Consider the following 22,611-nt stretch of genomic DNA (forward strand, 5'->3'; position numbering starts at 1 on the left):
ATTCGACAAAAGGTGGTATTTTCCTTTTTTTGTTAATTTTTCTACTTATTTAATAACTTATTTGTTTTTTCAACGAGCTTTTGAAGATCCATCGGCTTTACTTCATGATTATCTAGTTTATATTTTTGTTTAAGTAAAATGATTCGTTTTACACTTTCGTTAATACGTTCTACTGAAATTGTTTTGTTTTTCACGGCTGTTTCGATTTCTTTATAAACAGCTTTTACTTTGTTAGGATCATGAGCAACCATAATGATATCACTTCCAGCTAAAATGGAAGTAACCGCTGCTTTTTCCAAATTATAATTTTTTCCAATTGCATCCATCGTCATATCATCCGTCATAACTACTCCATCATATTTTAAATCATTTCTTAACATTGAAGTAATGACCATTTTAGACATGGAAGAAGGGTATTTTGGATCGATTTTTGGTAATAAAATATGTGCAACCATAACTGCATCTACGTTTTGATCGATAGCAGCTTTAAATGGAATCAATTCTAACTGTTGTAAATCAGTATACGATTTGTTTACAACTGGTAATTCTAAATGGGAATCAACCGAAGTATCACCATGGCCCGGAAAATGCTTTACAACCGGAATGATTTTCTCTGACTGGATCCCTTTCATTGTTTGTATTCCTAATTTACTTACAGTATTTGGATTATTACTAAAAGAACGATCACCAATGACTGGATTTTTAGGATTACTATTTACATCTAAAACAGGTGCAAAGTCCATATTTAAACCAAAAGCTTGAAGTTGTTCTCCCAGTATTTGACCAATTTCATATGAGAATTGTCTATCATTTTTATTTCCAATTAATTGGTTTGACGGTATTTGACCAAGATTACCTGGTAAACGCGATACTCTTCCACCTTCTTGATCAACTCCAAATAAAATTGGTAAATGATTCGTTCGATTAGCAGCCTTTATTGAATTTACAAGTTTAACCGTTTGACTATTATTCGTTAGATTTTCTTTGTAAAAAATAAATCCACCAATATGATATTGTTCAACTAGTTCTTTTAAACTATTTGAGTAACTCGTTCCATAAAAACCTGAGATGATCATTTGACCTATTTTTTCTTGAAGTGTCATCTCATTTAAAAGCTGATCTAGTTTAGTGCCAGTGCTAGGAATAGGCTGGTCAATTATTGATACTGAAGTATGATGTAGTGTTGGATTATTATTTTCATTAGTAGGTCTTGGTAAGATAAACTTCAGTTCAATATGATCTAGGTCATAAACTAAAATAATTTGATCCACTTGTTGATCTTTATAGTATTTAATCTTAGTCGGCTTATTTAATTGTTTCATAATATCGTCATAGTGAATTTCTTGTAAATTAGCATCATATGATCTTACTTCATAAATTCGATTTTGATTGTCATATCCTACTGCAAATCCTTGTTTTTGATAAGTTAAGTACGTACCATTTGCAACCTGATCTTTTTGGGTAGATTCCCCAAATTGCTCTGTTATATCTTTTAGGAAAGTCTTCCCTACTTCTATATCTTGTTGGTTTGGAATTTTTCCTTGTTTAGCACTAGAAATGATATTTTTTAAAATTTCTTCTGCTGAAAGTTGACTCGAATGATTAGTCTCTGTTTGTTGATTTGTATTCTTATTTGGTTTCGAATTTGATGAGTCTTGGAACACTTTATCTTTTACCGCAACGTAAACACTTGTACAAACAATAAACAATAGGATTAATAAAAAGATAATTTTTTTGATAATATTCTCCTCCTAAAATATTATTTTCTCCTCTTTACTTACCGATATTTCCATTAGTTAAGTGGGCACCTTCTAACGAATAGGTGCATACGATGAGAAAGATTAAAGAGGAGGGACTAATTAGAATGACCAATAAAAAATCCCCTGAAATGATTCACCCCATAAACTTCAGAAATCAAAATATGAATCCAATTCAGAATAATCCTTATTATGATTACCACCACTATTGGTATAACGAATATCAATCATATCCTATTCATCAACAGCACCACACTCTTGACCAATCCGATATTTTTTATCGCCAGCATGCCCAAGCTATTTTCGTTTTAGTTCACGGCTCATGGGTTGATCCATTCTTCTGGCACAAAATTGCGCAAGAACTACAAAAAATGGGACATATTGTTCATACACCTCAGTTGCCTGGGCATGGTACAGATAAGGATAAAAATGTAAACCATGAGATGATTACAAAACAAGTCGTTCATTATATAAGGTCAAAAAAGCTTAATAATATTATTTTGATCGGTCACAGCTTTGGTGGTACCGTCATTCAAAAAGTCGCTGAACAGCTTCACGATCGAATTAAACGATTAGTTTTTTGGAATGCTTTTGTTTTAAATGACGGTGAAAGCTTGGTTGATCAATTACCACCACAAACACAAAAATTATTTTTAGACTTAGCTGGGCAATCTTCTGATCATACAATTAAACTACCATTTCAATACTTCCGAGATGTGTTTGTTAACTTGGCTGATTTACAAACGGCGCGTCAAATTTATCATGCGACAACACCTGAACCAGCAACGCCCCTTGTCGAAAAGCTCGATTTAAAAACCTTTTACCAATTATCGATTCCAAGAAGCTATATTAATTTACAAGAGGATACAGCAGTACCTACAGGAGAGAATTCTGGTTGGTACCCTCATATGGCTAGTAGATTAGGAGTTTATCGCTTTATTCAAGGAAGTGGCGATCATTTGTCCACTGCAAAAATACATCCAAGAAGAATGGCACAATTAATTGTAAATGCCTCACGAGACTAAAATAGACTTTGCTAGTTTATGATTGTAACACTTAATTTATTTACAATTAAGTGAAGTGAACTGATTTAAAAGGTAATTTGATTTAAATTTAATCCTACTAATATATCTTTAATATTTTGTCACTTATAGAATCTAGAACCTTCTCTATTAACTAGTAATATGTATCCAATTCAAAAACATCGTATGCCTAACTATTTTTTAGCTGTCATCCAAAAAAAGTATTGATTTACACTAGCATATTCAGTTTTTATAATGAAACGTATTTTAAGATGGCTTTGATGAGAAGTATGATATAGAGGATCGTGAAAGCTTTTTTTTATAATCAATTTGTTAAAAGTAAAAAAGAACCGACTACACAGCTATAAGATTAGGTAAATAAAAAAAGTCCTTTGTTTGAAAATCATCTTTACCAAAGGACTGTTTTTTATGTTTAACTTGATTTAATTTTTCTTGTTTCGTTTTTGTTTTACGCGTATTTAAATCTAACATCGCAAATGAACTTCTACTTAATTCTGGATTTCGTTTACCTTCTCTTACTAGTTTATCTCGTAATTTCCTTGCTTTTGATTTACTCATTCTTTCCACCTCTTTTAACTTTATTCTTCTATTATATACATGCTTTCAACATTTTCCACTTACACTTCATAAATTATTTTTTTGAAATTGGGATAAAGTGATTAAATAAACCGACTACTTTTATTTCTTTATCTAAAGCATTAACCTCGTAAACTGAAAAAAAGACATAATCTTTTTTAGTTGTAACTTTACTAATAAGTTTTTCACCAAATAAGTCAATTCCAAAATCAACATATTTATTTTTTGATTCCAATTTTAGTTGATCCTTTGCCCAAGTAACAAACTCTCCTTTTGATGGGTTTGTTTGTGCAGAAATAATTAAACAGATTGCGAAAGCCCCGATAACAAATAATTTTTTCATAAAGTCACCTTTTCATTATTTTTACTATTTATATGATAAAGGATATTACTGAATTGTCCAGAAAATATCCTTTTTTATTAATAAAATGCTTAGAAATAATAAAAAAGGGTCCTAATTTCGAACCCTAAAAAGTAAAATCAAATATTAATTTAGTATTTTCGAATCTAAAAATGGAACGACTGAAATAATCTCATTAATGCCATTTTTTGATATAGCATCTAAAGCAAGTTCATTCAGTAGGTCGCCTTCAATAAATGGACAGATTGGTGCTAATGACTTGATCCCCTCTAATTCATAACTCTTTCTTGCGCATTCATCAATTACTTCATTACTAACAAATGGCGCAATCGATGTTAGTCCTTTTATGCCATTTATTTCAAACTCTTTCTTTGCACATTCATCGATTATTTCATTACTGATAAATGCTGCCATTGATGTTATTTCTTTCATACCATTTGTTTTAAACTCTATCCTTGCACATTCATCGATCATCTCATCACTTATAAATGGTGCCATCTGAGTTAATCCTTTTAGACCATTCGTTTCAAACTCTTTCTTTGCACATTCATCGATCATCTCATCACTTATAAATGGTGCCATCTGAGTTAATCCTTTTAGACCATTCGTTTCAAACTCTTTCTTTGCACATTCATCGATCATCTCATCACTTATAAATGGTGCCATCTGAGTTAATCCTTTTAGACCATTCGTTTCAAACTCTTTCTTTGCACATTCATCGATCATCTCATTACTTATAAATGGTCCCACTTGTGTTAATCCTTTTAGACCATTCGTTTCAAACTCTTTCTTTGCCAAATCATCAATTAATTCTTTACTAATAAATGGTGCCACCAGAGTTAATTGTTCGATTCCATTGGATTCAAACTCTCGCTTCGCAAATTCATCAATTAAATCGTTACTAATATATGGTGCTATACGTGATAATTCTTTCATTCCATTCGAATCAAATTCTTTCTTTACACATTCATCGATTAAGTCGCCACTAACAAATGGAGCCATTTCTGATGTATCAGTAATCGTAAGATCATTCTCAACATTTCTGAAAACTAAGTCTGCTTGATTGAAAGTAAGAATCGGTGCAACATTTAAAAAATCTTCTTTTTCAACTTCTAACTCAAGTGAAGAATCAGAAGTATCTTTTTCAATTAAATTATTAATCAATTTAACACCTTTTTCATTTCCTAACATTTCATCAATGCTTACATTAAAGATCTCAGCAAGCTCAGGTAATTTTGAAATATCAGGCATTGTCTCTCCACGTTCCCAGTTACTAATTGCTTGAAAGCTAACACCTAATTGATCAGCTAGCTTCATCTGTGTAATCTTGCTTGCCTTTCTTAATTGAGCGATTTGTCTACCTACTTTTTTCATATCAAACATTTATATCACCTCTTTCTAAAAGTTAATTTAATTGTATCTAGTTAATTGAATAGTTAAAATCAAGCGGTACTTGAATTGAGGAAAAATGGACTCAAGTTATAATTGAATTCCTAAAAATCTAGCAATTTTAGTTGAACTAAAACTTAATACTCAATTTATTATAACAACTTTTAAAAAAATAAGTATTTGAATTTTCAACCAATAAAAAAACAACCCAAAATGAGTTGTCATAAGGAAGAATATTAAAATTAATCTTTTGTAGTCCATTCGTATAGAGCTTCAAAATTTAATTTTTCTAACCAATGTCGTTCCGATAAAATAACTGGGTGAATCAATATATCTTTCCGATTTGAGTCATCACAAAAATTATATAATTTATCTTTATAAGGCTCTAGTATCTCTAGAACTTCTTTAATTCGCCATTTAAATCGTTTACTTGAACCCCAACCTACAATAATAATGTCTGCATCACTAATCGCTAATTTTATTGCTTCATCGTTATGTTCGCCAACTTCGCATTCTTTCCCTTTTAACTTTGTTGAATCCGGTTCCATTAATGCAAAAAGATTTACTAGTTCTAGCGATCCGAAGTTACCTTTCTTATAATCTATAAAAAAGTTAAGACATCTCGCCAATATATAATCACTCTTTAGATGATTTGCTCGACAAGGATTAAGTAATACAATAGTAGCTTTCTTTTTCGATTCATCCCAAGTTCTTGTAAGCGAATATCGCATTAACTTATTTTGTTTATCAAAGACCGCCTTCGTATTAATTTGCATTGAATGACAGTTTACAAAATCCTCAAATGACATATACTCACTCTTTTCATCATTAATTAAATCAAAATCAACAAAGTATTATATTCATTTAATCGGCATTTGTACTATATTATTAATTAAAATAACTGATCCCTTCCTAAAAAAAGCAAATTTTTAGTAGCTTCCTATTTACTATTTCATATTTTCCTAGTACGATAGTGGGTAATTTATACAGTTTATATTAGGAAGGGGTTATTTTTTTTATGATTAAAGGAATCATTTTTGATTTGGACGACACATTACTTTGGGATCAAAAAAGCGTTCAAGTTGCATTTGCAAATACTTGCAAGCTAGCTACAGAAAAATACGGTATAGATCCAGTAGCATTTGAACATGCTGTTCGTGATGCCGCTAGAAAGCTTTATGAATCATATGATACATACGAATTTACAAAATTAATCGGCATAAATCCCTTCGAAGGACTATGGGGGAATTTTTTAGATGAACATGATCAATTCCCAAAAATGCGGGCTAATTCACCTAGCTATCGAAAAAATGCATGGACGCTTGGCTTAAAAGCATTTGGAATAGATGATCCAGAATTTGGTCATTTTTTAGCCGAAACATTCCCCAAAGAGCGCAAAGGGAACCCTTTTGTATACGATGAAACATTTGATGTGCTTGATCGATTAAATGGACAGTTTAAACTACTTTTGCTAACAAATGGCTCACCTGATTTGCAACATACGAAGCTTTCAATTACACCAAAGATTAAAGAATACTTTGATCAAATACTAATTTCTGGAGACTTCGGAAAAGGTAAACCTGATCCAACTATTTTTGAACATGCCTTATCATTAATGGAACTATCAAAAGAAGAGGTCATTATGGTTGGAGATAATCTTATGACTGATATTTTAGGTTCAAGCAGAATTGGAATGAAAAACGTTTGGATTAATCGTCACAATAAAGAGAGAAATGAAGTTGTGCCTACATATGAAATTACTCATTTAGAAGAGCTTTATCCTATTATTGATTCTTTGAATATATAAGCTTCGTTTAAAAATCTAGTGGTGAGACTCGCTAGATTTTTTTATTATTTGGTTATTAGTTCCAAAATACTCAAGCTAGCAGATTAATTCCTCAGAAAAAACGGAATGAAAATAGAAATATACCGACAAATCAAACATTTAATTTCATATCGACATTATTATAAAATATTACAATTTTGACCAGATATACCCCTAATTAAGTCACTTTTATAAAAATCTTCCTTAGAGTAGACTTCTCGTCCTTTCTAGTTTTTTGACTAGTGAAATCGAAAGTATAGGATTCGTTTCATAAAATGTCGTATCTATATAAAAGAATAATTTTGCAACTAAAATAAAAAGTACCTTCTAAGATCAATTTAGAAAGTACTTTTTTATCAACTCAATTTAACATAGTGAATTACTACTGGATTTAAGCAAAGCTTGTTGTAAGTCTGCTACGATATCTTCCCATGCTTCTAACCCAACTGACATGCGTAGCATATTTTCTGTGATGCCCATTTTTTCTCGCATTTCTTTTGGAACGACTGCATGGGTCATCGTCGCGGGATGTTGAACTAATGTTTCTGTATCACCTAGACTTACCGCTATTTTTATCATTTCTAAATGGTTAATAAATTCCTGAGTTTCTTCCTTTGTCCCGTCAATTGTAAATGCGAAGACTCCACCACCTTTTTTCATTTGCTTAGTTGCGAGAAAGTAATTTTTATTTTTAAAATCTCCAGGGTAATATACATCTTTTACCATTGGATGCGATTGTAAAAATGAAACGACTTTTTTTGCATTTTCACATTGACGGTCCATTCGAACTGCTAAAGTCTTCAATCCTCGAAGCAATAGCCATGCATCAAATGGTGACATAATCGCTCCTATATCTTTTCTGATTGGAATCATTCGATCAGCTAGCTCTTTTGTTTTACAAACAACAATTCCTGCAACTACATCACCATGACCACTAATATATTTCGTTGCACTATGTAGGACAATGTCACAGCCTAGTGTTAATGGCTTTTGTAGATAAGGTGAACAAAATGTATTATCAACTACAACAGTAATATTATTTTTCTTAGCAACTCTTGCAACCATTTCAATATCAATGACTTTCATTGTAGGATTGATTGGTGTTTCAATAAATAGTACTTTCGTGTTTTCTTGGATTAAATTTTCGATTTCTTCTTCGGTATCCATTTCACAAAAATTATGTTCAATGCCAAATTTGCTCTTTAGCATTTCCAAAAATCCATACGTACAACCGTATATGCCTTTTGAACATAAAATATGATCTCCAGTACTAATTAAAGAGAAAATTGTAGCAGATACAGCAGCCATACCTGACCCAAATGCTAACGCTACTTCTCCTTCTTCTAACGCAGCCATTCGTTCTTCTAAAATTTGAACAGTTGGATTTCCTAGCCTTGAATAAATAAAATCATCTCTTTCACCAGCAAATGACTGTTCTCCATGCTGTGCAGTTGGAAACGTATAGGTAGACGTATGAAATAATGGAGGAGTTAAACTCCCCTGATACTCACTAGTTTTGTATCCTTCGTGAATCAACTTTGTATCAAACTGATTTTTCTTCATTTCTAATTTGCCTCCTTAATTTTAGTGGTGTTCTCATCAAACGTTAATGAAACAAAATAATTAAAATGAAAGCCCTTACAAAATATTCACTAAGACTACTTCTATATATAGGAAAGCAATACCTTTTAACAGAACCCACTATAGGTAAAATTACTTATTCTTAATCCAATATATTAAATTAATAATATTAATAGTTGCAAAATACCCTTTTCCATATTGGTTCTTCTTATTTATTCTATAAACGCCCCATCTATCTTTTTCCCCATTTTACAACCAAATTTTTAACCTACCACTTACAATTTTAAAATAGTAAGGACCGATAATTCGCAAAAAAAAAAGCACTTTCTAAAAATCTAGAAAGTACTTTTTATTTTCAAATTATTCTCACGAAAGTTAATCTTCTAACCACTTTAGAATTTCATCAATTCCAATCGCTTCTTCTACTTCTGGAAATTTCTTCATAAAATTTAAATCGGTATCATTTGGTATCAATTCATCAAATTCTTTTGGATCATGGACGCTCATTGACTACACCTCTTTAGTAAATTTTATTTAATGTATTGTTAACAAACTTACTTAATAAAATACATAACCAATTTTTAATGGAAGAAGTAATTTCGATTCACGGATGAATTAATAATAATAGTTCGTAGTTTTTTTAAAATTTCCTCTTTTTTATTAAAAAATCTTGTACAAAATAGTTTATCGTCTAGAACAAACTCATACTTTTGGCCATTTAATATTATATCTATTTAATTAGATTAATTTTATGATCACATTTATTACCGAATCTATCTAACGAAGATTTTCCACAACAGATTATTACTGACTAAGTCAACCTTATCTAATTACTTCTTCTAGATTTACATTTATTCTAAAATTTTCACTTTTCAATTCGAACCCACTTCTCCTAAACTGCCTTTTCCACTTTTTTTCCGAATTGATTTTAAAAGTAATACAAGCCATTTTGAAAATTTCATTTAGATAGATTTCGGTCCACATAAAGTAGGTGTTATCTCAGAGAGAAGTAACATCTACTTTTTATTTACATTTCTAACCACTGACCTTCTTATTTCACCATTCCATTTCTAAGTGCTGTCACGACTACTTGTGTTCGGTCTTCACAACCAAATTTTTGTAATATACGGTGAACATGTGATTTTACAGTACCTTCCGTTATAAATAATTTTTTACCGATTTGGTCATTTCGAAGTCCATACGCCATTTCCTGGAGGATTTCTTGTTCACGATCGGTTAGTTTCTCGATTAAAATTGTTTCACCTTTCTTACCCGGTACAGTAAATCCAGAAACAATGGCTTTAGAAAGTGCATTTGCTGCTAGAGTTGTTTTAAAAATCGCTTCACCTCGATGTGCAAACCGAATAGCATCAAGCATTTCCTCAACTTCAGCATCTTTTAATAAAAATCCTACAGCTCCTGATCGAATCCCTTGATAAATATATTCTTGATCATCAAATGTAGTTAAAATAACAATTTTCGTCGAAGGTAATTGTTTCATTATTTCTTTTGTAGCATTTATTCCTGAAAGATTAGGCATTTGTATATCCATCAGAATAACATCTGGGTGTGTTTCTTTTGCTAACTTGATTGCTTCTATTCCGTCGGATGCCTCACCAATTATGTTCATATCATCTTGTAAATTTATTACATAACGAAAGCCTTGCCTTATCATTGTTTGGTCATCAACTAGTAAGACTTTTATTTTTTCATATGACATACTTACTCACCCTTCCTCAAGTCACAATGGTATTTTTGCAATGATTTCAAAGCCATGTGGATATACAACTGAATACGAAAGACTACCATTCATTTCTTCTAATCTTTCTCTCATTGATTTCAATCCAAATCCTTCACTAATTTTTTGAGCATTATCTAAATCACCATTATCCCTAACGGTCATATTGATGCTTTCAGATTCCTTTTTCAGTACAACATCTAGTTTAGTGGCTTGAGAATGACGTATAACATTTGTAATTGATTCCTGTAAGATTCTAAACAGTATTTTGTATACCGCGACGTCTAATTCAACATCACCAATCTCCGCTTTAAAAGAATATTGAATAGAGGACGAGGACTCCATATGTTTCAGTAAAGTTTCCAATGTGCCAATTGCTGATTGTGGAAGTTCATCAGCAATTGAATGAACAGATTTACGTATATCATCTAACCCTTTTCGAGCAACTACTAACATATCCTTTAAACTTTGTTCGGCTTGATTTGGATCCTTTTTTACCATATATTGTACAGCTTGTATTTGAACGATAATTGAAGTTAAACTATGACCAACCGCATCATGAATATCTCTTGCAATGCGATTTCTCTCTTCTAAAATTGCATTTTGCATAACAGTAGATGACGCTTCTTGTAATTGACTATATGCTTTTTCTAAATTAATAACATATTGTTTATTCAATTCATACATTTCATTCCGCTGCATTCTATTTCTAATATTTATATAAAAAATAATTGAGAATAAACTATATGTAAAAACGTTTAATAAATCTTGGTGTCCAAATCGCGTATAGATTAAAGCAATGACAATCATAACGATAATTGATGTAATCGGGGTCCTTGATAAAGTTGACCGAGTAATCGTTATGTGTAACATAAATGCTAAAAAATACAAAACATTTATTTCTTTGAACAGTATTAATCCTACCAATGCTTCAATCATCATAACACTAAATGCAATCACTAAATTTACATTCGACCATTTATCTTTAGGAATCAATAATACACATGTAAAAGTAACCCAAATCGTTAAATATAGCGCAGTTTTAAAAGGTGATCCACTAAATAATTCTCCAGTGTACATGAAAATTAAAATAATAATAGCACCTATGATTGGTCTTAATAAGAAGACTTTGTCCTCCTTCAAAATAAACAACCTCCCCTCATTTACTTATAATTTTAAACAATATTCTTCCTGTTTTCCTCTATCTCTAGTTATAGACTTCATGATCAAATTTCTATCAAATAGAAGTCGATTCAACATTAATAAAAGAATATCATTAGAACATACAAAACAAATTAAGGAGAGAATCTATGAATCAACAATATATTATTATCGGAATCATTATTTTACTTTTAGTTTATCGGATCTTTAAAAGGGTCCGTAAAAGTATCGGATGGCAGCAATTGAATAGGAAGAAAATGTATTTCAGTACAGTTATCTTTTTTATAATTGGAACGCTAATCTTATTACAAAGTGGTTTTAAACCAATTATTTTAACATCAGATATAGTTGGTATTCTAATTGGAATTGGGCTTGCTTATTTCGCTTCAACCAAAACAAATTATGAAAATAGGAATGGAGCATGGTTCTTTAATACAAATATTTGGATTAGCTCCACTGTCACACTACTATTCTTCGGTCGTTTAGTTTATCGAATTTATGATCTTTATTTAATTGAAAAACTAAATGGATTACAAAATGATGTTTTATCTAACAGATTACAAAGCATGGCATCTGGATGGTCTGCTGGGCTAATGCTGATCATGTTTGCCTATTATATCGTCTTCAATTTATTCATGATTAAAAAAGAGAAAACACTTACTCAAGCAACCAACGATTTCCCTATTGAAAATTAATTACTTGTATTGTTTTTTCATGGAAATATAAATACCCACAAGGAACTATACATACCTTGTGGGTTTCTTGTTATTGACGATCTAAAGCAAAATCCACCGCATTTTCAGCATGAATTCTTGTTGTATCAAAGACAGGAATACTGCAATTTTCCTGAGAGATTAACATCGTTATTTCAGTACATCCTAAAATAACCGCTTCCGCTCCTTGTTCAATTAAATGATTGATTATATTTAAATAAACTTGCTTAGATTCCTCTTTTACAATTCCAAGACAAAGTTCTTCATAAATAATATGATGGATCACTTTTCTTTTTGCTTCATTTGGGACAATAACATCTAAACCAAACTGCTCAATTAATCTTCCTTTATAAAAATCATGCTCCATTGTAAATGCAGTTCCTAACAAAGCAACTTTTTTAATTCCATTATTTACAATTTCTTTAGCAGTTGCATCAGCAATATGTAATAAAGGTATATTGACCGATTCTTGAACTTCCTTTGCCATCTTATGCATCGTATTCGTACAAATAACAAGACAATCTGCTCCACTATTCTCCAGCTTTTTAGCAATATCAATCATCATTGTTGTTAATTCATCCCATCGATCCTCGAACTGAAGCGTTTTAATATCTTGAAAATCGACTGAATACAATATGCTTTTTGCGGAGTGATGACCGCCAAGTTTTTCTTTTACACGTTCGTTCATAATTTGATAATACAGTAAAGAAGACTCCCAACTCATACCACCAATCAGCCCAATTGTTTTCATTATCATTCACTCCAATTTCTTTAAAATTTTTACTCATCTGCTCATTTTAAAAAATCAAGTTATGAAATGAACACGTTCTATATAAATTTAACAACTTTTATTATCTATTAGTTTAACAAGGAAATTTAAAGAGAACTATAGGTATTATTTTAGTAATACTATTGAGTCAAGATATCCAACAAACAATTTCTATAGTTGCAAAAATTTGTTTTTTTCTTCCAGTACATGGCATAGTAGTTAAATAAAGAACTGAAATTAAATTTTTTCGCACACCTTCAAATCATCAATTAAGGATTGGTTCCTTTTAGTCTGAGTTTGCTTTCACTGTTCTTTTAATCTGGAAATTACATAGAAGGAGGACATACAACTTGAGTAAAAAAGAAATCTTACAAAGTGGAGTCAAGCAAGTTTTTTACGAAGAAGAATGGTACCCGCCAATTTCAGAAGCGTTAAAGAATCTAACTGCTGCACAAGCATGTTGGCAACCAGAAGGAAAAGCCAGTAATACAATTTGGGAAAATGTAAACCATTTACTATTCTTTAAAGAGCGCTTACTTTCACGCTTACAACAAGATAATACATTTGTTGCTCACAATAATAATGATGAAACGTTTGTCCAAGGCAGACCGAATGATGATAATGCCTGGAAACAAACAGTAAAACGAACACTTCAAGTTCATGACGCCTTACAATCTACATTAGCATCCTTAAACGAAGCCGAACTAGATCAACCCAAACCTTCACTACCAGTTTGGCAACAATATCAAAATATCCTTTTACACGACGCCTATCATACTGGACAAATTGTACAACTTCGTAAACTCCAAGGTTCATGGCCAACTCGGCGCCCAAATTTATAACGATGATTAAAATTAACTAAAATTCACCCATAGCTTTTAAACAAATAACCAATTTCTCTGTAAAATTGAGAAATTGGTTTTTTTGTCACTTCATTCTGCTCCTTGAAATTTTTTCAAACGAAAACAAAAATACCACCTACTTTTATCGGATTGGATAAAAATAGATGGTATTAAAATCAAAATATGGTTAACTTTTTTTGAAGACGAAAGGTTAAAAGCGGCATCAAAAAAAGTTATAAACCTAAGCAAAATCATTTAACAAATTTGAATAAGAGGTTTCGGACGAAAAAATTTTGTCCTTTTCTTCTCCAAATCGTATTAGCCGAGTTTTGCTACTAATTGTGCTAATAATTGAATTGCTGCTTGAATAACTGCTTCAATTTGCAATTCAGTTTGTGTGACAACAATTCCATCTGAATTCTCAATGTAAACAGATTGTGATTGTAATTGAAGATTTTCTAAGGATTGAGCAACTTTTTGCAATTGACTAACTCTTGGATCATCAGCAAATAAAAGAATGACAGCTTCAATTGCAGCTTGTAGTGAAGCTTGTACTAAAACTAAAGCCTGAGCTTCAGTTTGAGCAACTGTAATCGTGTGTGAATCACGAACGACTAATCTTTGAAATTCTGCTTGTGCATTTTCTATTCTATTAAAAGATCTTTGTCTTTCTGCCACACTAGCACTAGTAACTGGACGGATCGGATACATTAAATCACCTCCTGATAGTTTTAATATAATTTATTCAAAAAAGATAATGTAGATTGGACAAGCATCCTATTATAAATATGGAAGTTTTAATAGATTTCGATTAGAAAAATAGATTTACATTAAATTTTATTAATATTAGTAGCGAATTTGATAATAGAGTTCATGTTTCTAGTATTTATTACGATTGACACTTTAGAAATGGTAGACTACAAAAGGGTCATATCAAAAATGGATTATAACGAAAGTAGCTTTTCATTTTAAAAATGGTACACTTCTTCTTACTATACAAATAAAAGACCCGCTATTTTGTACACAGACCGAATAGAATTAAAAGTCTTTTTTTTTAAATTAAAGTTCCTTATAGTAATTAGTAGCAAATCGAATGGATAGTAGTTTATCCACCTATTTAAGGAGAGGAATTCCTATGAAAATCGATACACCTTCAATCCCGAAAGAATTAATCACTAGAAACTTTTATGACATTTTTTATGAAGAGGACCCAGAATTAGGAATGTGCGAAATCTCTGGCTCCGTTTTTGAAAATGAAGTTGTAGATCGAGTATATTTATATAAAGCAGTCATCAAGAATTGTAAATTTACGAATACAGATTTGAGAAACATTAGTATGACTGATGTATATTTTGAAGACTGTGATTTATCAAATTGCAATATGAGAAACTCTTCCATCCACAAAGTGATTTTTAAGAATTGTAAATTATTAGGCGCAAATTTGACGGAATCTAGCATTGGAAATGTACAATTTGAAAATTCTGTTTTAAATTTATCACTGTTCGGAGAATCAAAACTAGAAAAAGTAATTTTTAAAGACTCTGTTCTAAAAAACACTGATTTTTATGATTGTAAATTCAAAAAAATTGATTTTAATAGATGTAATATTGATGGAACAAATTTTGAACAAACATCTTTAAAAGGGATTGATATTAGTAGCTCTACTTTTAACGAATTAACTGTTTCAATTAGTAATTTAAATGGCTGCAAAGTTTCATCAAATCAAGCCGTTCAATTTGCAACATTGATGGGACTAAAGATTGTTGATTAGAAGCTAAGTAGATGAGTTGTAGTTAATGGGAGGGAGTTAAAAGTGAAAAAGTTTCAGACACAATAGCAGCTGGTTATCGACATTCCGTCGGACTTCATTCTGATGGTACGGTTTATGCAGTAGGTGATCATAAATATGGCAAACTAGAAGTTAACGATTGGAGCGATATTGTGGCGGTTGCTGCGGGTAACGCTCACACGGGTAATTCTCATACGATTGGATTAAAAGCAGACGGAACCGTTGTGGCTGTGGGATGGAACAAGCATGAACAATGTGATGTAAGCAACTGGCGTGAAATTGTGTCGATTGCAGCTGGTTGGCGTCGTTCAGTCGGGCTAAAATCAGATGGTACGGTTATTGCTGTAGGTCGAAACAACGATGGTCAGTGCAATGTAAATGATTGGCACAGCATTGTGGCTATTTCGGCAGGTGACTGGCATACTGTCGGACTTAAATCAGATGGCACCGTTACAGCTGTGGGCAATAATCGGTATAGCCAATCCAAAGTAAGCAAATGGCATGAGATCGTGGCGGTTGGGGCAGGGTATCTTCATACCATCGGATTAAAGTCGGACGGTACGGTTGTTGCTGTAGGACTGAATAAAGATGGTCAATGTAATGTTAGCAACTGGCACGACATAGTAGCAATCTCAGCTGGAAGTAATCATACGATTGGACTAAAGGAAGACGGCTCTGTTATAGCTGTCGGATTGAGTAGGCATGGCCAATGTAATGTAAGTGACTGGTGCGATATTATAGCAATTTCAGCAGGTTGTACACATACTCTCGGACTTAAATCAGATGGCACAGTTATTGCTACAGGTAGTAATGAATTTGGTCAATGCAATGTAAGTAACTGGCACAGTATCCAATTAAATTAAATAAGCAACAATTTTCTGAAAATAACCCTTCTCCTCTACTGCTAATCATGATATATTTTCTTCTAGAAGGTGTAAAAAATAGCCAATTTTCTAAGGGGAGATTTATTAAATGAAAAAAACAGCTCTTTTAGTAATCGATGTTCAGGCTTTTATGTTTTCCGAATCTAATCCAGTTTATAATAGTGAAACATTATTAAATAATCTAAACAAATTGATCGATAAAGCAAGAGCTACGAATACGCCGATATTTTATATACAGCATTCTGAAGAAGATTCTCCACTTGAATATGGTACACCTGGTTGGGAAATTCAGTCAGATATTGCTCCAATTGATGGAGATATCATTATACATAAAACAACACCAGACTCGTTTTTTAAGACGAATTTAAAAGAAGAGTTGGCAAAACTTGAAATTAACCATTTAGTTATGGCGGGAATTCAAACGGAAATCTGTGTTGATACTACGACTAGAAACGCCTTTGGAAATGGCTATGAAGTTACACTTGTTACGGATGCTCATAGTACTTGGAATTCAGATGAGCTTACGGCCGAGCAGATTATTAAACACCATAATGAGACACTGCGCTGGCTAGCTGAACCTAAAACTACTGATGAAGTTAAATTTTAAAAGGCAGCTAATAAGCTGCCTTTTAGACTGTTCGAAAATCACTTGCTTTCTTCATTGCTTCGCCTATCCTTGTTGTTCTAGTTCTTTTGTATTTTAAGGCAAACGTTTGCATTCATTCTGAAAACCCTCTGAAGCGACGCCTTTATTTTTCAATATTTTTTAAGTATGCGAAACAATTATTTCACAATCTCCATCTAAAACAAATTCCCCAAATCCAACAGGAATGATAAAGTTCGAGCCTTTTGTTAAATGATACTCTTCTCCGCTATGGATTAGTTTTCCATTACCGTTTATTACACTTAATAGTAAATATTGATCATTATAGGTTAAATAAGCCTTTCCAGTAATATCCCATTTATAGACAGTGAAAAATTCCGAATCTACAAATGTATTAATCTTTATATTTTCTTTTTCTTCCGTCTTACATTCGACTTCTGGTTCTTGATGTGGAATTGTTGTGACATCGATTGCTTTATTTAAATGAAGCTCTCTTAAATTTCCTTCATGGTCTTTTCGATCATAATCGTAAACCCGATAAGTTGTATCAGAGCTCTGTTGTGTTTCTAATACGAGCGTTCCTTCACATAATGCATGAATCGTTCCACTTGGGACATAGAAAAAATCCCCCGGCTTAATTTTTACTCGGCGAAGTAAATTTGACCATTTGCCTTCTTTAATTTGACTAATTAGTTCCTCTTTTGTTTTAGCGTTATGGCCAAAGATCATATGCGCATCTTCTTTACAATCAAGAATATACCAACATTCTGTTTTACCAAGATCACCATTTTCATTCACTTTTGCATAAGAATCTTCGGGATGAACTTGAACGGATAAATCCATATTTGCATCTAATATTTTCGTTAATAGTGGGAAAACCTCATCCTTTGGGTGACCAAATAACTCCGGTTGCTTTTCCCATAATTCATTTAAGGTAATCCCTGCAAATCGTCCATTTTCAATAATAGATGCTCCATTAGGATGAGCTGAAATTGCCCAACATTCACCTGTATTTTCATTTGGTATATCATAGTTAAAATCGGATTTTAAAGCTGTTCCACCCCATATTCGTTCTTTAAATACCGGTTTTAAAAATAATGGTTGCATGCTAATTTCCTCCTATAGGCTATTTATACTAGTGCATTTTTATTTAAAGCATTTTGTGCAAGCATAAGAGCTCCAGTAATTCCAGCATGATCTCCTAAGCCTGGTGATACGATATATTCAGATAACTCTGGTAAACTAACATAATCGCAAACTAGCTCATTCAAATATTGATAGATCTTATCGAAAACTTGCTTTTGATTCATAACTCCCCCACCAAGGACAATCTTCTTAGGTGATAAGATTAAAATATATTGCATAAGTGCTTGTGCAATGTAGTATCCTTCTAAGTCCCAAACCTCTTTTCGATTGACAAGGCTTGCACCACTTTCTCCAAAACGGGCTTCAATAGCTGGACCAGAAGCTAACCCTTCTAAACAATCACGGTGATAAGGACATTTTCCTTTGTACTGATCTAGTGGATGTCGTCTTACTAAAATATGCCCCATCTCAGGATGAGTAATGCCTTGAAGCAACTCGCCATTAACAATGGCACCAGCACCTATTCCAGTACCAACTGTTATATAAAGACAGCTATCTAAACCCTTCGCTGCTCCAAACATAGCCTCACCTAATGCCGCTGCATTCACATCCGTATTAAAACCAATTGGGACTGAAAAATGGCCTTTAAATACTTGAAGAAAAGGATAATTCTTCCACTCTTTTTTTGGTGTTGAAGTAATATTTCCATAGGTAGCGCTTTCTTTATTCAAATCAACTGGACCAAACGAAGCAATTCCTATTGCTCGTATTGGAAACTTATCGAAAAATTCAATCACCTTTGGGATCGTTTCATCCGGTATCGTTGTCGGAATTTGAATTCTCTCAATTAAATTTCCATCTTCATCTCCAATAGCACATACAAACTTTGTTCCCCCTGCTTCGATTGCACCTAACATAAATTTTCCTCCCATGTATCAATTTTTTATATTTCCTTTGAGTGAAGCATGGCCTTATTGATTGGTTTCTTCCAAATCAAATGAAGAATTGGAATCATTACTACATAGATAATTGGAAAAAAACTAAATGAAATTGGTAAAAGTGCTTCGAGATCGAAGTATTTACCCATGACTAGAAAAATAAATACCCCTATCAATCTCCCAATTCCAAGCGGGATTTCTCGAATGATAATATAATCTAAGCGTTTAGCCTTATAATCCGGATCTCTTTCAATTGATTCATAAATCATCGCATTCATAGATGTATTGATCATATTCATTGCAACTGGAGAGACAATTCCAAAAATAACTAGTGAAATAAGGTAAGGTAAAGAAGAAATTAGAAAAGAGCTCAGCAGTATACAGATCGATCCAGCAGCAAAAATCTTCATTCGATCGTTTTGATTCGTTAGTTTAGCTAAAAAATAAAATGCTAAAACGACAACAAACTGTGTTCCAGTATGATAGATTCCGAGATTTAATTCCCCACCAGCTATTTTGAACGTCATCATCGTAATTAAAAAGGTTGTGTACACCCCAGATACTATTCCATCTGAAAACATGACTAAGTACATCTTTTTCCATTCTTTTGAAGGATTTTTTACAACTTCAAGAAAATGACTTTTTGCAGAAACAGGTTTTCCTTTTACCTTTAAAGAAGTCAAAAAAGAAATAAAGAAGAATACGCAAGTACCAGTAAAAATGACATAGTATCCTGTCATTCCATTAAATTGGGAAATAATGATTCCGGATAGAAGAGGTGCGATTCCCCCTCCGATTGTCATTAAGATTCCTTGAACATATAAAAACTTGTCTCTTTGTTCATTAGTCGTTAAATCTAAAACAGCTAAATGAACGCCTACATAATACAAACTCATTGCTAATCCATTTAAAAATCCTAGTAATAAAATATGCTCGTTCAAGGTTGAATGGTAAAGTAACATAATTAAATAGGTAATTAAGTAACAGATAAATCCTAATCGCATCGTTATCATTGGACTCGTTTTTCTAGCTATCCAGGCACAAATACCAAAGCAAAAGATAATGGCAACTGACCAATATAGGCTAAAATAGGCTAGTAGTGAGTATGTTTTATCAAGCTTCCATAAAAATACACTTTGAAAGATTCCTGATAAGGCTCCTCCAAAAGAAAAGAAAGTATTCATCAGTAAATAGAACTTTAATTCTGCAGAAAAAGATTTAAAAATTTGAAGCATTAATCTATTCCCCTCTATTAGGAGCGGCTATTTACAAGAACGACTAAAACTAATCAAAAGTAAGCTAGTTCCCCGCATTTAGCTACCTCTGTATATAAATCCGATAACTTTTTAGTCGCATTTCTCATTCAATAGTTTCAACTTCCAACTCATTTTTCGATAAAAAAGGATGCATAAAGCAAGAGTCGTTTACACTGTTCAACAAAGTTTCATTTCGTTAAATTTGGCGTAAATTTCTATTCCTTGGTTTATGTCATCCTTTCTACAAACGTTCTGTTTATAAATAAGTTAATGAATCTAGTATTTCTTTTAAGCTTAATTCAGCGCATGCCATTGAAGTATCTGCCACACCGTAAAACATTTTAACAACGTCCCCTTCAACTAGTGCTCCACATGAAAAGACTACATTTCCAAAGAATCCTTCTACTTCATAATCTGCTTCTGGTTGAAGGATTGGTTGGTTAGAGCGAGCGATAATTTTAGTAGGGTCCTCTAAATCTAGTAAAACGGCACCCATGCAATAACGGTGATCTTCCGTCGCTCCATGATATAATTCAAGCCAACCTTTTTCTGTTTTAAATGGAACAGCTCCACCTCCCATTCGAGCACTATCCCACATACCTTCTCTTAAGCCTAATAGATGTTTATGATTTCCCCAGTGTAGTAGATTAGGAGATTCAGCAATCCAAATTTCTGGTTCGCCGATACTTTTCGGTACCGGTCGGTGAAGTGCATAATATTTCCCATTAATTTTTTCAGGGAAAATTAATACATCTTTATTTTCAGGTGCAAAAATCATTCCGTGACGCTCAACTGTTACAAAATCTTTCGTTGAAACCATTGACTCACCAACACCTACAGGTGAAACAGCACTAAAATAGATATAGTATGTATCACCAATTTGAGTAATTCGTGGATCTTCAATCCCGAAAGACTCTAATTCATTTGAAGGGTATAGAAATGGTTTTTCATCGATCGTAAACTGGTGCCCATCTTTACTACGAGCAATCCGTAAATACGAAAGTGAAGTTAAGTATTTAAAGCCTTGTTTATCATTATTTTCACTAATTGTACGTACATCTGAAAAATCATATTTTGAATCATTTACATTAAACTCTAAAATTTCAAGTTCATTTGAAGTTGGATTAAAGACGGGTGATTTAATGATGTTAGGATCTTCACTAATTGGGCGTTCTGCAACACGTAGAAGCATAATAATTTCATCTTTAAATTTTGCAATCCCTGCATTAAATGCGCCGATTACTTCAAAATCAGGACGATGTGGTTTTACACTTTGTGGTGTTACTAATGGGTTTTCTTCATATCTATATACATTCATTTTTATTAGCTCCTTTGTTGGCGTATGATTAGTACTTATTGCTCGAATTGTAAAAATGGATCGACCATCGTGATTTTTTGAGCATCTGCATCACTTATTCCGGCATAAAGTTCAGCTGTACCATTCGAATGACGAACCAATCCCCCGCTGAATACAACATCAATTAAGTCTGGGCGCTTTGAAGGACCAGGTAAAAATTGACTTCTTGTCGCGATTAATTCCATCTTTGAAAATGCTCCTGTTTGGGGATCAAAACCAAATATCATTGGATAATAATGACGATTTCCTTCCTCATCAAAACTAGCAATATGACCTAGCACTCCAATCTTTCCATTCGATAAAAGATGAGCTTCATTTGCTCCGCCCCACTGCTCTTCAATAAATTGATTTTCAAGTAATGGCGCATTATTAATTACATCAATCGTTAATTCTGAAAGTGATGGAATCGTTGACCAACCAATTTTTCCTCTGCCGCCTTTTTCACCTTGTGGTCTAGTTAAAACACCGATTGTTTTATCTTTTAACTCAACTAAACGGAGATCTTTCATACCATCTGGACCTTTTGCAAATTCCTCTAACTTTGCGATTGAATCACCTTTGTAAAAAACAGTTCTCCAGCCTAATTCCCCATCTTTTTCTGGATGTGGAAAGATTTGTACTCCTCCTACCACTAATTCTCCAGCGATTCTTGTAAAAAATGGATCTTGTAATTCAAGAATTGGTGACTCTTCCCTACGTACCCACTCTCCATTTTTTTTAACGAAGAAATAAACAACTGAATGCTCACTATCACGAGATTCGACCCGGCCAGCAATAACAAGCTCACCTTCGTCTTCAAAAGGAGCACTGATATTATAAACATCATTATTTCCGACTCCAGTAAAAACAATTTTTTCTGGATTAGTTGGCTGCATTTTCGCCGTAAATTCAAGAATTAACTCTTCACAAGTTTGAGCATTTTGCTTCTGATTAAATGTCATT

23 protein-coding genes are annotated in these 22,611 nt (G+C 32.7%); 7 read left to right on the forward strand and 16 right to left on the reverse strand.

What is annotated here, in order from left to right; all coding sequences use genetic code 11:
- Nucleotides 1-41: 41 nt before the first annotated feature.
- A complete protein-coding gene (gene nagZ / locus ACSBO6_RS14505; protein ID WP_142339182.1) occupies nucleotides 42-1,664 on the reverse strand; it encodes a beta-N-acetylhexosaminidase in 1,623 nt (540 codons plus the stop codon).
- A 200-nt stretch (nucleotides 1,665-1,864) separates the two neighbouring features.
- Here nagZ and ACSBO6_RS14510 point away from each other — a divergent pair, with 200 nt between their 5' ends.
- A complete protein-coding gene (locus ACSBO6_RS14510; protein WP_498843550.1) occupies nucleotides 1,865-2,782 on the forward strand; it encodes an alpha/beta hydrolase in 918 nt (305 codons plus the stop codon).
- A 351-nt stretch (nucleotides 2,783-3,133) separates the two neighbouring features.
- On the opposite strand, the gene brfA is transcribed toward ACSBO6_RS14510, so the two are convergent.
- The 4 genes from brfA to ACSBO6_RS14530 all read right to left on the reverse strand — a co-directional run bounded on the left by brfA (nucleotide 3,134) and on the right by ACSBO6_RS14530 (nucleotide 5,935).
- Nucleotides 3,134-3,358 carry a ribosome rescue factor BrfA gene (brfA, locus tag ACSBO6_RS14515; RefSeq protein WP_098844973.1) on the reverse strand — a complete coding sequence of 75 codons (225 nt, stop codon included), beginning with the start codon at nucleotides 3,356-3,358 and terminating at the stop codon, nucleotides 3,134-3,136.
- 73 nt (nucleotides 3,359-3,431) lie between these two features.
- A complete protein-coding gene (locus ACSBO6_RS14520; protein WP_098844974.1) occupies nucleotides 3,432-3,719 on the reverse strand; it encodes a hypothetical protein in 288 nt (95 codons plus the stop codon).
- 144 nt (nucleotides 3,720-3,863) lie between these two features.
- The gene (locus ACSBO6_RS14525; RefSeq protein ID WP_498843551.1) at nucleotides 3,864-5,120 is read right to left on the reverse strand and encodes a helix-turn-helix domain-containing protein; all 1,257 of its coding nucleotides are present in this window, start codon (nucleotides 5,118-5,120) and stop codon (nucleotides 3,864-3,866) included.
- Between the two features lie 248 nt (nucleotides 5,121-5,368).
- Complete coding sequence (locus ACSBO6_RS14530) at nucleotides 5,369-5,935, reverse strand: DUF1643 domain-containing protein (protein WP_098844976.1); 567 nt, start codon at nucleotides 5,933-5,935, stop codon at nucleotides 5,369-5,371.
- A gap of 209 nt (nucleotides 5,936-6,144) precedes the next feature.
- On the opposite strand from ACSBO6_RS14530, the gene ACSBO6_RS14535 reads away from it, so the two are divergent.
- Nucleotides 6,145-6,933 (forward strand): HAD family hydrolase, encoded by a 789-nt coding sequence (locus ACSBO6_RS14535; RefSeq protein WP_498843552.1) that lies wholly within the window; start codon nucleotides 6,145-6,147, stop codon nucleotides 6,931-6,933.
- A 384-nt stretch (nucleotides 6,934-7,317) separates the two neighbouring features.
- Here the strand turns inward: ACSBO6_RS14535 and megL are convergent, their stop codons facing one another.
- From megL to ACSBO6_RS14555, 4 genes are all read right to left on the reverse strand, one after another.
- Entirely contained in the window at nucleotides 7,318-8,514 is a 1,197-nt protein-coding gene (gene megL / locus ACSBO6_RS14540; protein WP_098844978.1) for a methionine gamma-lyase, read from the reverse strand.
- 393 nt (nucleotides 8,515-8,907) lie between these two features.
- Complete coding sequence (locus tag ACSBO6_RS14545) at nucleotides 8,908-9,039, reverse strand: hypothetical protein (protein ID WP_286138261.1); 132 nt, start codon at nucleotides 9,037-9,039, stop codon at nucleotides 8,908-8,910.
- A gap of 544 nt (nucleotides 9,040-9,583) precedes the next feature.
- Nucleotides 9,584-10,252: a response regulator transcription factor gene (locus ACSBO6_RS14550; RefSeq protein ID WP_498843553.1), complete on the reverse strand. Its 669-nt coding sequence runs from the start codon at nucleotides 10,250-10,252 to the stop codon at nucleotides 9,584-9,586.
- Between the two features lie 21 nt (nucleotides 10,253-10,273).
- A complete protein-coding gene (locus ACSBO6_RS14555; protein ID WP_498843554.1) occupies nucleotides 10,274-11,413 on the reverse strand; it encodes a sensor histidine kinase in 1,140 nt (379 codons plus the stop codon).
- A 167-nt stretch (nucleotides 11,414-11,580) separates the two neighbouring features.
- Between ACSBO6_RS14555 and ACSBO6_RS14560 the strand changes: the two genes are divergently transcribed.
- Nucleotides 11,581-12,126 (forward strand): CcdC protein domain-containing protein, encoded by a 546-nt coding sequence (locus ACSBO6_RS14560; protein WP_498843555.1) that lies wholly within the window; start codon nucleotides 11,581-11,583, stop codon nucleotides 12,124-12,126.
- Nucleotides 12,127-12,196: 70 nt separating this feature from the next.
- On the opposite strand, the gene ACSBO6_RS14565 is transcribed toward ACSBO6_RS14560, so the two are convergent.
- Nucleotides 12,197-12,895: an aspartate/glutamate racemase family protein gene (locus ACSBO6_RS14565; protein ID WP_098844982.1), complete on the reverse strand. Its 699-nt coding sequence runs from the start codon at nucleotides 12,893-12,895 to the stop codon at nucleotides 12,197-12,199.
- Nucleotides 12,896-13,263: 368 nt separating this feature from the next.
- Here ACSBO6_RS14565 and ACSBO6_RS14570 point away from each other — a divergent pair, with 368 nt between their 5' ends.
- A complete protein-coding gene (locus ACSBO6_RS14570) occupies nucleotides 13,264-13,755 on the forward strand; it encodes a DinB family protein (protein WP_498843556.1) in 492 nt (163 codons plus the stop codon).
- Nucleotides 13,756-14,073: 318 nt separating this feature from the next.
- Here ACSBO6_RS14570 and ACSBO6_RS14575 read toward each other — a convergent pair whose 3' ends face one another.
- Nucleotides 14,074-14,466 (reverse strand): spore coat protein, encoded by a 393-nt coding sequence (locus tag ACSBO6_RS14575; protein ID WP_098844984.1) that lies wholly within the window; start codon nucleotides 14,464-14,466, stop codon nucleotides 14,074-14,076.
- A 424-nt stretch (nucleotides 14,467-14,890) separates the two neighbouring features.
- Here ACSBO6_RS14575 and ACSBO6_RS14580 point away from each other — a divergent pair, with 424 nt between their 5' ends.
- The 3 genes from ACSBO6_RS14580 (at nucleotide 14,891) to ACSBO6_RS14590 (ending at nucleotide 17,035) form a co-directional block, all read left to right on the forward strand.
- Nucleotides 14,891-15,526: a pentapeptide repeat-containing protein gene (locus ACSBO6_RS14580; RefSeq protein WP_498843557.1), complete on the forward strand. Its 636-nt coding sequence runs from the start codon at nucleotides 14,891-14,893 to the stop codon at nucleotides 15,524-15,526.
- A 62-nt stretch (nucleotides 15,527-15,588) separates the two neighbouring features.
- Nucleotides 15,589-16,407 (forward strand): RCC1 domain-containing protein, encoded by an 819-nt coding sequence (locus tag ACSBO6_RS14585; protein WP_498844677.1) that lies wholly within the window; start codon nucleotides 15,589-15,591, stop codon nucleotides 16,405-16,407.
- 109 nt (nucleotides 16,408-16,516) lie between these two features.
- Entirely contained in the window at nucleotides 16,517-17,035 is a 519-nt protein-coding gene (locus ACSBO6_RS14590; protein WP_098844987.1) for a cysteine hydrolase family protein, read from the forward strand.
- Between the two features lie 159 nt (nucleotides 17,036-17,194).
- Here ACSBO6_RS14590 and manA read toward each other — a convergent pair whose 3' ends face one another.
- The 5 genes from manA to ACSBO6_RS14615 form a co-directional block, all read right to left on the reverse strand.
- Nucleotides 17,195-18,139 (reverse strand): mannose-6-phosphate isomerase, class I, encoded by a 945-nt coding sequence (gene manA / locus ACSBO6_RS14595; protein ID WP_180232836.1) that lies wholly within the window; start codon nucleotides 18,137-18,139, stop codon nucleotides 17,195-17,197.
- A 23-nt stretch (nucleotides 18,140-18,162) separates the two neighbouring features.
- Nucleotides 18,163-19,035: an ROK family protein gene (locus ACSBO6_RS14600; protein WP_498843558.1), complete on the reverse strand. Its 873-nt coding sequence runs from the start codon at nucleotides 19,033-19,035 to the stop codon at nucleotides 18,163-18,165.
- A gap of 26 nt (nucleotides 19,036-19,061) precedes the next feature.
- Nucleotides 19,062-20,291 carry an MFS transporter gene (locus ACSBO6_RS14605; protein WP_498843559.1) on the reverse strand — a complete coding sequence of 410 codons (1,230 nt, stop codon included), beginning with the start codon at nucleotides 20,289-20,291 and terminating at the stop codon, nucleotides 19,062-19,064.
- A gap of 277 nt (nucleotides 20,292-20,568) precedes the next feature.
- Nucleotides 20,569-21,630, reverse strand: a complete 1,062-nt coding sequence (locus tag ACSBO6_RS14610; RefSeq protein WP_498843560.1) for a BtaManbiosPhlase — start codon at nucleotides 21,628-21,630, stop codon at nucleotides 20,569-20,571.
- Nucleotides 21,631-21,665: 35 nt separating this feature from the next.
- The gene (locus ACSBO6_RS14615; RefSeq protein ID WP_498843561.1) at nucleotides 21,666-22,610 is read right to left on the reverse strand and encodes an MTP-1 family protein; all 945 of its coding nucleotides are present in this window, start codon (nucleotides 22,608-22,610) and stop codon (nucleotides 21,666-21,668) included.
- Nucleotide 22,611: the final 1 nt, after the last annotated feature.

Source organism: Bacillus sp. AL-1R, from assembly GCF_052180195.1.
GTDB lineage: Bacteria > Bacillota > Bacilli > Bacillales > Bacillaceae_G > Gottfriedia.